The 12,378-nt window shown below is 58.9% G+C and carries 7 protein-coding genes; 2 read left to right on the forward strand and 5 right to left on the reverse strand.

Translation table 11 applies throughout. The annotated features are described in order from the left end of the window. Positions 1-346 precede the first annotated feature (346 nt). Together EKD05_RS03555 and EKD05_RS03560 are read left to right on the forward strand one after the other, a co-directional pair. A complete protein-coding gene (locus tag EKD05_RS03555; protein WP_165360572.1) occupies positions 347-1,108 on the forward strand; it encodes a SpoIIE family protein phosphatase in 762 nt (253 codons plus the stop codon). 3 nt (positions 1,109-1,111) lie between these two features. Then, positions 1,112-2,521 carry an LCP family protein gene (locus EKD05_RS03560; RefSeq protein WP_129670985.1) on the forward strand — a complete coding sequence of 470 codons (1,410 nt, stop codon included), beginning with the start codon at positions 1,112-1,114 and terminating at the stop codon, positions 2,519-2,521. 280 nt (positions 2,522-2,801) lie between these two features. Here EKD05_RS03560 and treZ read toward each other — a convergent pair whose 3' ends face one another. The 5 genes from treZ to EKD05_RS03585 form a co-directional block, all read right to left on the reverse strand. Continuing rightward, positions 2,802-4,628, reverse strand: coding sequence for a malto-oligosyltrehalose trehalohydrolase (treZ, locus tag EKD05_RS03565; RefSeq protein WP_129670986.1), 1,827 nt, complete (start codon positions 4,626-4,628; stop codon positions 2,802-2,804). 95 nt (positions 4,629-4,723) lie between these two features. After that, on the reverse strand, positions 4,724-5,794 hold the full coding sequence (locus EKD05_RS03570) for a GNAT family N-acetyltransferase (protein WP_165360573.1): 1,071 nt from the start codon (positions 5,792-5,794) through the stop codon (positions 4,724-4,726). A 162-nt stretch (positions 5,795-5,956) separates the two neighbouring features. After that, entirely contained in the window at positions 5,957-7,201 is a 1,245-nt protein-coding gene (gene purD / locus EKD05_RS03575) for a phosphoribosylamine--glycine ligase (RefSeq protein WP_129670989.1), read from the reverse strand. 15 nt (positions 7,202-7,216) lie between these two features. Next, positions 7,217-10,936: a CHAT domain-containing protein gene (locus tag EKD05_RS03580; protein WP_129670991.1), complete on the reverse strand. Its 3,720-nt coding sequence runs from the start codon at positions 10,934-10,936 to the stop codon at positions 7,217-7,219. Further along, complete coding sequence (locus EKD05_RS03585) at positions 10,926-12,164, reverse strand: diguanylate cyclase domain-containing protein (protein WP_129670993.1); 1,239 nt, start codon at positions 12,162-12,164, stop codon at positions 10,926-10,928. The genes EKD05_RS03580 and EKD05_RS03585 overlap by 11 nt, the downstream gene beginning before the upstream one ends. Positions 12,165-12,378: the final 214 nt, after the last annotated feature.

Genomic DNA, 12,378 nt, shown 5'->3' on the forward strand with positions numbered 1-12,378 from the left:
GCGCACCTTCGATCGTCCGCTGCCGGTATTCTGGTTTGTGTACGTTTGACACCATAAAAAAGTGACACCTGGTGAGGGGCTATACCCCTAGAAGCCCAGGGCTGTTGCAACGTCCGCCGGTAGCGGTGGGGTATGGAGCGGCTTCGCCGCTCCATGAGAGTTTTTGGTTCGTTGTGGCGGCTTCGCCGCCACAACGAACCAAAAACTGAGGTTTGGGGCGCAACCCCAACGACTTTACATCAGCCCTACACAAAGCCCGTATACGCATCAACCCAACGGAAGATGCGGTATACTATGATACATATCTGTGTGTTGCATAACCACAGGCCATGAGTTGAGGATGGTTATGTTTGAGATTGAAGTTGCTGTTGCCAAAGTTGCCCATCACGGCAGTGGTGAGAGTGGCGATACACTAGAGATGATCGAGCGCCCTGGCGGGGGGTTCTCGTTTGTGCTGGTTGATGGTCAAGGGACTGGCCGAGGGGCCAAAACGCTGAGCAATTTGCTCGCGACACGGGCAATCTCCCTCTTGAAAGATGGTGCCCGTGATGGGGCCGCTGCCCGCGCTGTCCACGATTACCTCTATACCTACCGGATGGGGCAAGTCGCCGCAACCTTGAATATTCTTTCGGTCGATTTTCAAAGTGGCAAGATTTTGATGTCCCGCAATAATCCTGCCCCTTTCTTTGTGATTGACCGGCGCGGCTTGCATTCGTATAGTGAACCTTCAACGCCGATTGGCTTGCAGCCAATGACCAAGCCGATTATCTCTGAGTTGCCCGTTGCACCATATACCTACGTCGTTGTCTTTACCGATGGCTTGCTGCGGGCGGGTGAACGCTCGGGCGAAGATGTCGAGATTGGCAATTTCCTCTCGGGGTGGCCGGCTGAACTCGGGCGGAGTGCGCAAGAATTGACTGATACGCTGCTGCGCCGGGCGCTTGAGCTCGATGTCGGTGAGCCGAGTGATGATATGAGCATTGTCACGCTCGCGGTGTTGCCTGCTGCCACAACTCATAGTGTGCGGCGCCTCCGCACGGTCGTTCCCTTTGAGGCACCAACGTGGCCGACCCCCGATCCACGTGGCCTCGACAGCGATGAGTTGTAAGGTATGCGTCCTCCTGTTCCACCACGACCAGCCTATCAAACAGCACGTGAGCGTGTTGCAGTCCGCCGTGGGGTGACCCAGCGCCCTCCACGCCGCCAGCGACACGGGTGTCTCTCGTTGCCAGTTCTTACGCTCGCCGTGCTCGTGGTTGTCAGTGGCCTGCTGGTGCTGGGTGTTGGCCGCTGGGTTACGGGGGCGTTGGGCGGGCTCGAAGGCGATGATCCACGGCGTGCCCAGACAGCCCTGGCCGGCGATGTGCTTCAGTTACCCGCTGACCTGCGCCAACCGTTCAATGTGCTGCTCATTGGCGTTGATCGCCGTGATGATCCCGAAGATGGGGTGCGCTCGGATACGCTGATCCTGACCCACGTCAATCCGGTCGATGGGTGGGCCGGCATGCTCGCGATCCCCCGCGATTCGATGGTGACGATCCCGAACCTTGGTGTGCAAAAGGTCAATACGGCCTATACCTATGGCTTCAACAATGCCACAACGCTCTATGGTGAGGGCACTCGGCCTGAGGATGGGGGCGGGGCGCTCGCGGCGGAAACGGTGGAGGCGTTTCTCAATCTGAGCGTTGACTATATTGCGCAGATCGATTTTCAGGGCTTTGAGTATCTGGTCAAAACGCTTGGTGGCGTGACGATTGATGTCGAGCGGCCACTCCTCGATCCGGCCTATCCAACTGAGGATTATGGCTACGAACGGCTCTTCATTCCTGCCGGGTTACAGATAATGGATGGGCCGACGGCGCTCAAGTATGCCCGTTCACGCCACAGTTCAAGCGATTTCGACCGTTCGGCCCGCCAGCAACAGGTCTTGCGTGCGTTCCTCGCCGAGCTGCGTGGTCGCAATCTGCTTGCCCAGGCCGCCCTGTTGCCCGATCTCGTCCGTGACCTCGAAGCGAGTGTCACGACGACGCTGCCCATCAGCGATCCGGCCACCATCCGCGGTCTGGCTGCCTTCGCACAGGGGCTCGATGGCGGGCGGATCATCAGTTTGAGTATCAACCCGAGTGATGTTACGGTCGTCGCTGAGGATGGCTCGAATATTTACTGGGACCCGGCAGGCGTTGCAACCCAGGTCGCCCGCCTGCTCGCCGGGCCAACCGGTGGCGATGAACTCGCCCGTATCCAGGTGCTCAATGGGGCAGGCGTTCGCGGGCTAGCTGGACGGGTCACGGCGCGTCTGACAAGCCAGGGCTTTGATCTCAACCAGCCGACTGATGCGCCTGCCCCAAGTGCGCAGACAATGCTGATCGATTATACCGGTCGTCCCGAGTCGCTGCGGCGCCTTGCCGAAACCCTCGGGCTTGGGCCTGATCAGGTCTATGCAACACCCCCTGCCAGTGCGCCACCACCGCTCTTTCAAACCGATATTGTGCTGATCCTCGGGGAAGATTTTGTGGAATAGGTTGTCCCCGAGTTGACGCAAAGGCGCAAAGACGCAAAGGTTGGATGCAGCTCTGTCTAACGAGTGTGTAACGTACGTTTTCTGCTCTGCTGCCAAAGGGAGTGCCGGCTTCAGCCGGCTAATGGTCTTCCAGAAATTAATCCGATAGAGCCCACGAAGGTGGGCTTCGCTTCCCATAGCCGAGGGCTTCAGCCCCACGGCATCGGGTTCATAGCGGATCATTTACTGAAAGACCATAAGCCGGCACTCCAGCATACCAGGAAATGTACGTTACACACCCCTAACGCTGAGGCGCATGCAGGATCATCGCCCGCGGCCCGTTGAGGGTGAGGCTCGCGCCAGTGGTGATGGTCACACCGTTACCTCCATAACGGGGGTCTTCGCTGTCCAACAAGAGTTCCCAATTGCCGCGCGGCAGGGCTTCCAGCGTCTGTGGCTTGTCACCGAGGCAGATAATGATCAAGAGATCAGTGCCGTTGGGAGCCCAGCGATGCATAATCAGTGTTGTCAAACCAAAGGGCGTGACGCTATAGGCGTCGCGCCGACGCAAACGGAGTGCCGGATGGCTGTGGCGCAGCGCCAGCAGATCCTGATAGAGGGTCAGGACTTCAGTATGAGGCGACACTGCACGTTCATGCCAGCGGAGCTGTGAGGCCGCAAAGGTTGTCGGATCTTGCGGATCGGGAATCGTTGTGCCACTAAAGGCGGTAAAGGCGGCAAACTCCTTGCGGCGACCTTCCGTCACCATGTGACCCAACTCGGGATGATGATCGGTAAAAAAGAGAAACGGCGTCGAGGCTGCCCACTCCTGGCCCATCCAGAGCAACGGCGTTTGGGGGGCCACCAGCAGCAGCGTCGAAGCAGCCCGATAGGCGGCCAGGCTCACCGTATGGTTGAGCCGCTCACCCAGGGCGCGGTTGCCCACCTGGTCGTGATTCTGGATGCAGTAGACAAAGCTCGGTGGGGTCAGATCACGGGCCGGTGCCCCCCGTGGATGCCCCAGATGGGGCGAGACCTGGCCCTGGTAAAACCAACCCTGCGCCATCGTCGCGGCTAGATCGGTCGCGTTCCCCGTATAATCGCCGTAGTAACCATCCTGCTCACCAGTCAAGGCCACCCGCACTTGATGATGAAAATCATCCGACCAGACCGCATCAAGGTTCCAGCCAGTCGACCGGATCAACGCAGGATCGTTGCCCTCATGCTCGGCAATGAGCAAAAAGTGGCGCTCAGCAGGCAATGATGCACGAACCCGCGCCGACATCTCGGCCATCAAGTGGGTCGGGCTATCATCAATGATCGCGTGGGTTGCATCAAGACGCAGGCCATCAAGGTGAAACTCGTGCGCCCAGTAGAGCACATTGTTCACAAAAAAATCACGCACCGGCTGCGTTCCCGGGCCATCAACATTCACCGCATCCCCCCACGGGGTCTGGTGGCGATCAGTGAAATAGTCACGGCTAAACTCGCGCAGATAGTTGCCATCTGGCCCAAAATGGTTATAGACCACATCAAGCAAGACAGCCAACCCCCGACGGTGCGCCGCATCAACAAGCCGCCGCAGGCCCTCGGGACCGCCATACGCCCGTGACGGCGCATAGAGATTGACGCCATCGTAGCCCCAGTTGTGGGTGCCGGGGAAATCGGCCACGGGCATCAACTCAAGCGCCGTAACCCCGAGCGCTTTGAGCACATCGAGTTTGTCAATCAAGGCGTCAAAGGTACCCTGGGGCGTGGCCGTACCAACGTGCAACTCGTAGATCACCAGATCTTCGAGCGGCAAGCCGCGCCAGTCCGCATCACTCCAAACAAACGCAGCGGGATCAACCACCTCTGACCAACCATGAACCCCCTCGGGCTGGAAGCGCGAGGCCGGATCAGGCCGTGGATCGCCGCCATCAACCCGATAGGCATAACGCATCCCCGGACGGACGTCGGCGACATGGGCCGCAAAATAGCCGTCAGCCTCACGGGTGAGCCTGAACGTCTGCTTGCCCTCGGGGAACGCATCGATCATCACCGCAACCTCGCGTGCCGCTGGTGCCCAGACGCGAAACAGCGTACCCTCTGGATCGGGTGATGCTCCTATCGAAAGTTGCCAATGCATACAAACTCCTTTATCACAACAGAGGCACCAGGAGTACTGGTGCCTCTGCTATGAATTGCAGACATGGAAGAGATCCTGGTGCCGGTGGCGTAATATTACACCACTGGATTGAGAATGTGCGCCTGCACGGATGGGTCAAGCAGAGCACCAGAGGTAGCTGGCGTCAACGGAATGGCGGGGACAACCGAGCGCTCAAGGAGGACAAGGCCAGGCTGTCGTTCGAAGCCATGGCTGAGGTTGATCCTGAGCATCCCGGCATTCGTATTTTCGACCCAGGTAACAATGCGGCGAAAGCCCTGCCGCTGGGCATAGTCAATCGTCAACAACTTCATCACGCGGGCCAGACCCTTGCCACGATACGCAGGCAATGTCCCGGTCAATTCCTGATAGAGCGTATCGGGGGTATCGGCGCGACCTTGGAGAAAACTGAGGCCAACATACTGGTCGCCATCGCGAATGACAAAGAAGGCATCAAAGAGTGCCTGGGGTGCTTCAATCGCAAAGGCCGCGAACTCCTCACGCGTCGTAAAGATTTTTTCAGGGATTGGCACCTCGCGGGTTAAAGCAGCGTGGAGCGCATAGATCTTATCGAGCCAGTCGGGATCTTCGGCCCGACACTCGTCTAGGGTCATAATCCGCAGGCCATGATCGGCCTTCATCCGTTCAAGACGCCGGGCGAGATCGACCGGTGCGGTGTGTGCAACCTCAAGCACAAAGGGGTTGCTGCGCATCTGCTCGGTGAAGCCATGCCGCTCAAAAGCTGCGCTCAATTCAGAGGCTTGTTCAGGTACAAAAATCCAGAGCGCACGCCCGCCAAGTTCCGCCAGGTCTGCCTCCATCTGACGAAGGAGGGCTGTGCCGATACCACGGCGACGCAGGGCGTGATGCACCCGAATCACAAGCCAGTAGGTCCCAGGGTTTTGCAGCCAGGTCACGGGGAAGAAGTGGCCGACGCCGATGGTGGCGCCGCTTGCATCCTGGGCGAGGTAGCGCCACGAATGGGCACCGCTGCGCTCACAGGCGCGGTCGAAGGCGTGCAGATCATCAAGGCTCGGGGCCTCGTTGTCAAAGGGCTGTTCAACACCTGCCAGCCGATAGAGATCGGCAAACGCTTCATAGTCGGCAGGGGTCATCGTTGCACGCCGAATGGTCAAGCCAGGTAACATAGAAGGCCTTTCTCGCTTTGACTGGGCGCGCCAACCGGCAAGCGGGTGAGGGTCGCACTCCCTTCCGCACATCAGTTGACACATCACGGCGACCAGTTCACAGGATAGGTGTGATGTCCACCAATACAGTAGCATGCATACGCACGTCTGGCAAGAGGGTTTTCATCCTGCACCAATATCAGTGCGATAGTATTTGCCGTCAAACTTGATTCGTTCAGCATACTCATACGCACGGTTGCGCGCTCGGGCCAGGGTGGTGCCTACACCGGTGACGCCAAGCACGCGCCCGCCATTGGTGCAAAGCCCGCGCCCACCCAGGGTCGTGCCGGCGTGAAAGATGATGACTTGGTCGTCGTCGATTGCTTCGACCCCGCTGATCTGGTCACCCTTGCGTGGTTTGCCAGGGTAGCCCTGAGCACAGAGCACAACACAGACAGCGTAGCCCCGTCGGCGCTTCAGTTTCTCGGGGTTGAGCCCGCCCACGGCACAATCGTAGAGTACCTCAAGAAAATCGCCTTCAAGCAGCGGCAGGATCGCCTGGGCTTCGGGATCACCAAAACGTGCGTTGAACTCAAGCACCTTTGGACCGGCATCGGTCAGGATCAGGCCACCATAGAGCACGCCGCGGAAGGGGGTTTCACGGGCAGCCAGTTCGTTCACCACCGGCTGCAAGCATTGCTGCACGATCTGATCGAGCAGCGCTGGTGGCACATCATCAACGGGGGCCACCACACCCATCCCCCCCGTATTTGGGCCTGTGTCGCCCTCACCAAAACGCTTGTAGTCACGGGCTGACGGCAGGGGCAAGAGCCGCTGCCCATCACAGAGGGCCATTACCGATACTTCCCGCCCAAACAGGCGCTCTTCGAGCAATAAATGGCTGCCCGCCGGTGTTGCGGCGAGGTGATGGATCGCATCAATTGTTTCGCCAATCGTTTCAGGCACGACGACACCCTTGCCCAGGGCAAGCCCATCAGCCTTGACAACCCAACTTCGCCCGCTCGCGAAGACAAAAGCCTCGGCATCAACAGGGTTGGTAAAGACGTGCGCCGCCGCCGTTGGCACACCGGCTGCCGCCATAATCTCTTTGGCAAACGCCTTGCTACTCTCGATGCGTGCCGCTGCAGCCGTTGGCCCAAAGGCCGGAATGCCCGCAGCAAGGAAACGATCAACAATACCATCGGCAAGCGGATTATCTGGGCCGACAACGAGCAGATCAATGCCTTCGCGTTCGGCAAGATCAACGAGTGCCCCAATGTCGGTCAGTGGAAAGGGGACATTTTTGCCATAGACGCCTGTGCCAGCATTGCCAGGAACACACAGCAGCGTGCGCAGATGTGGTGACTGGGCAATCTTCCAGGCCAGAGCATGTTCGCGCCCCCCCGAACCAATGAGCAAAACCTTCATAGCACAACCTGAGCCCTATAGACGTGAGCCTGACCCAAGTATAACATACTGGCGCTGTTGGATCGTGGCAACGGTCTGATACCAATGTTCGCGTAGTTCGGGCGGCCAGCCAGGTACGCGATGGCCCAGGTCGCGAATGGTCGTCGCATCACCGATCCACGCAAGCGCCTCGATGGCTTTGCGTCGTAAGTAGAGGTCATGGTCGGCACGGTCGGGTCGCCGCGCTGCCACGGTAAAGTTGCCTAGCGCCAGTGGCGGAACAGGCTCGGCAGCAGCAAGGGTCTGGATCAGTTGTTTGAGCGTAGGCCCCTGGCTGCCATCAACCAGCGGCACATGGCGTTCGGCAATGCCAACCCCGATCCAGGCCAGCGATTGCAAGGCTTTCGCTTTGATCACCTCCCCCGGATTGGTGACAAGCAACCGAATCAACCAGTCAACAACCTCGCTGTCGGTTGCCCGTAGACGCCCCGCAAGATAGGCCAGTTGCTGTGCGGCACTGTCGGCAACTGTCGGGTTGTACCGGATCAAGACCCTGAGCAGTCTGATCACATCCTGTGGGTGAAAGAGGGTTAGCGCATCAGCCGCAGCCCACATCGTATCCTGCCAATCTTCGCTGATGACCTGCTCGGCGGTGTCGTCAGGGCTCAGAATAACCCGCAGCAAATGTCGCGCATCAAGCATCCGATACAGGCGGGTATCAATCATGTCGCCCAGCGCAAAGGCCGCCAGCGCCCGTTCCGGGGCCGAGGGCGATGTATGCAGCAAGGTGTGCAATTCTGTGCGACCGGCACTCCCCCGCCGCCAGATCGCCATAAAACGGAGCAAGGTCTGGTCGTCGCGCAACTCGCGCAACGTCGGGGGGCTGACGCCTGCCCCAGGCAAGGCATTGTTGAGCGATCCTGCTACGATTGGCAACCCGGCTGAACGTGGCGCCGCCGGTGCGCCCGCCACGTCGGGCGTTGCCTCGGCCTCATCAGCGAGCGCAGCAAGATAGATGGTGCGCAAGGCGCGTGCGGCGGCAATGCGCACATTCGTGTACTCGTAGCGCGGCCCCGAGGCACTCGGGCGGACCCGTTCAATCACAAGACGATGCAACTCGTGACGTACCTGGGGGTACTGCAAGCGTCCCAGCGCCACCACCAGTTGCTCGCGTCGCTCGGCTGACGGCTCACGCGTGCTGCGTAACCTGAGCACACACGCATCCAGCAACTCAGCGCGCAAGGTCGGATCAAGCCGCGCCTCTTGCTGCGGCACGAGCGCTTCGAGGCAACGTGCCGCCATAAGCGCATGGCCGTCACTGCCCTCACGAATGGCCGAGGCAAGCAACCTGAAGAGTGACGTCGGATCGTTGAGCATCCCGACTAGGGCGTAGATGACCTCTTCCCACCAGAGCATAAGCTCTTGGTTGGCACACATCGCGATGATATCAGCCAGGCGTTCCTGGCGATCCGCACGGCTCGCCAGGGCGACAGCGGCACAGTAGGCTTGCAGGTGACTATTGACAAAGCGGGCAGCACTGTTGCCGACGCCGGTCAACAGACGTGCCGCCCGCAACAGGTCGTACAATTCTTCGAGGCTATAGTCGCGCTGATGGCGCACCTGTGCCAGCGTGCGAAAGATTGTTGCCAGACTCAGGTGCTCGCGATGCTCCCAGCAACTCTGCCAGGCCAGGGCGATCAGGCTCGTGCGGGCAGCGGCCCCCAGGCTAAACCGCCGATCAAGGGTGCCAAGCATGCGATCGAGATAGCTCTGTACCAGTTGATTGCGGGTAAAGCCATCGGGTGTGGCACTCGTCAGTTGCTCGATCAGCAAGGTCAAGAGACTCGGATCACTGGCGAGATTGAGGAGCCGTTTCTCGCGGATCTGGCGATAGAGGAGGTCGGCGGTCGGCGCATCACGCCCCTGCAGGTAGCCAAGGATCTGGCGTTCGCCAAGCGGCTGGATCACCAGCACAGACGCCCTGCTGAGATGGGGGCCAGGATAGCTGTCTTGCGCCGAGGTAACGATAAAGTGTTCGTTGGGCAGCCGTTGGGCCAGGCGCGTCAGTTCGCGGGCGGCTTCGCTGCGCGCTCGTTCGGGGAGCGTATCAAGGTCGTCGAGCAGCAGGACAAACCGTGGTGGGCCTTCGGGTTCGCGGGCCGTGTGAGCGTGACGCATCGTTGTCCCGAGAAACTCGCCGAGGGCAGGCGCGATCACACTCGCCTGCTCGACAATCTGTCGTTCCAGCCGCTGCTGACCGCGCTGCTGATCATAGCCAATCAGCGAAATGAAGATGCCGGGGGGCCGCGTGACATCCTGGGTCACCGCCTCGGCCAGTTGGTAGGCCAGACGGCGCAAGACCGTCGTTTGCCCAGAGTGAGGCGGCCCAATCAACGCGACGAGATTTGTGCCTTGTGACCGGATGGGCCGCCGTTGTGAGCTCAGATGCAAGCCCAGGGCCTGATCAAGTGTCTCGATCGCCCCAATTGCTGCTGGCGCATCTTCGGGTCGCACACGCAACAAATGCCAATCTTGCCCAGCAGCAACCTGCATCACCGCAACGTCAATATAGGCTTCGCCACGCCAACGCGCAAACTCAGGCTCACGCAAAATAGCCGCCACATACTCCAATTGCGCATTGGGCAGAAAGATCTGTCCGGTGGCATAGCGCATATAGAGCACCGGCGTGCTCCACCCGGTTGCCTCGGGGTTGAAGATACGGCGGCGGGCACTATTGACGGCAAGATCAACGATGCCATCACGCAGCAAGGCGTCACTCAGGTGATGGGTAAAACTCCGGGCCAGCACCACCTCGATCAAGCGTTGCATCGCAAGCACAGCAGGAACCCCGCTCTCGATCAACAGACGGGTTGCCAGGCTATGCAATGCCCCCGCAACGGCACTATTGCAGGCGACCATCAAGACCAGTGAAAGCCGATGGCTCACGGGCAAGGCGCGGAGCAGGCTCACCAGCGCATTGCTATCATAAAGCAAGGCACGGCGGTTCTGAGGATCTTCAAGCACGAGCCGGGTGCCCAGTTCAGGATGAAACAGACCGTGCCCATAATAGAGCAGCACATCGTACCCCGTCTCAGCAGCGGGAGCCTCGGCATCGAGGGTTCCACGGAGCAACGCCGTGCGCAGCGCTTCAGGCGTCGCCAAGGGCAAGACATCGCAACGCAACTGACCAGCGGCCATCGCGGCACTAAAGCGCGTCTCAAAATCACGCTGCTCGGCCTCACGATCAAGCTCGGCGAGCTGCCAGCGGGCGAGATCGACGGGTGACGCAAGTACCATCAGCATCCGAATGGGGCGACGGGCCAGGGGGCGACCTTCGTCCAGTTCCGCACTTTCGACATACCGCGAAAAGAGAATGCGTGGATCAACCGCCAGCGGACGTGGAGGTTCCAGGCCGCTGCTATCATCAAAATGCATCAACTCCCAGGGGAGTGCGTGCAACGCGGGGGCTGCCGGATCGAGGGCCAGACGGAGCCGAAGCTGGTCGTTCCGCGCATTGATGGCCGCCCAGGTCTGTTGAAACATCAGCGCCAGCGGCCCACTGAAAAGTTGATGAAAAAGGCGCAGACCGGTCGCAACGAGGGTTTGTGGATCGGATGCATCAGCCACCGTCGCGGGTTCAAGCGTCAGCGTTGTACGCTCACGCCGACCACTAGCAAGCCAGAGATCGATGGAATAGCGTTGCGGCACACCATCGGGATGGCGTTGCACACGGATAAACATATCCTCAATTGCCATGGGCAACTGTCCTTGTGACTAGCATATGTTCGACATGGTTCTTCCCACCTGCTTTGGCCTTGTAGAGCGCGAGATCGGCCAGTTTGACCACATTCGCCAGGGTCTTTTCATCGCCAGTATAAGTTGCAATGCCGATACTAATCGTCACATACGCACTGGCCTCGCTCGCCTTATGGGGAATGCGCAGGGCCTCGACATTTGCGCAGAGCAAGGCACCGATTTGGAGGGCACCTTCGACGCCAGTGTAGGGCAAGAGAATGCCAAACTCCTCACCGCCATACCGGGCCACCAGATCACCAGGGCGTTTCAAGACCTGCTTGAGCACCTGGGCCACCTGTTTCAGACACTCATCGCCTGCGGGATGACCATAGGTATCATTATACGCCTTAAAATTGTCGATATCACAGATCGCAATCGAGAGAGGCACCTTATTGCGTTTGCTATGCAAATATTCGCGCTTGACCTGCTCATCGAAATACCGGCGGTTATGGATACGCGTCAACCCATCGAGATCCGAGAGTTCTTCCAGGATCTTGATACTATGGCCTAATTTTGAGCCAAAGACCATAATCAGGCTGCTTCCTACGACACCAAAAAAGAGATGACTGAGGAGCAGCGCCCACGGCATCGTGAAGGCCACCGGAAACGAGACACTGATCCCGCCACGGATATCACCAACCTGGTAGCCCTGTTTTTCGTGGCACTGCAAACAACTCTCCTGCGTGATCAGGGGGGCCATATACTGAAAGAAGAGCGTGTCGCCATTTTGCGCATAGCCTGTATACTCGGTCTTGACACGCTCTTCAAAGATTCGCAGCGCTTCGGCTTCCCAGGCTTCGGGGGCATTCGCCGGACGAATCGGGTTCAAACTGGTAATATGCAGATTGATATTGTCTTGTTGATTCGCAAGTTCGGCAATCAAGCGGGTCATATAGGCTGGATTGATCAGGGTCAACATCATGCCATCAGTCGTCATCAGATCACGATGGGCAACCTCAAGGTAAGGGTTCGGTTCTACCTGATCTGAGACCGGCATATAGACCCCGCCATGCTGTGAATTCCACGCTCGGGTAGTGACAATCAAGTCAAAGATAACCCGGCCATTTTGTAGATAAATGTCGTGCTGCTTTTGGCGTACCTGGACAATATTCCAGGCAGCCGAGAGGCTGATGAGAACGAGCCACCCGATGACTCCGGCAATGATGTACGGTCTGGCTTTGCTTGTCATAGCGCTGCTCCGTGTGTGCGTGAACGTATGGCTCTGTCCCTGCTACGCAGGGAGGGGAGTTGGAGGCCCTGAGGCCTCAGGAATCTTTCATTCGCTGGAAAAAAGCCAGCGTAGCTGGCTTTTTTCCAGCGAATGAAGCCGGGGTTGAGTGAACCTATTTGTTGGTATCTAGTTAAAATAAGGATAACAACAACGGATTACCACGCTATTACCA

The sequence above is a fragment of the Candidatus Chloroploca sp. Khr17 genome (genome assembly GCF_004138165.1).
GTDB lineage: Bacteria > Chloroflexota > Chloroflexia > Chloroflexales > Chloroflexaceae > Chloroploca.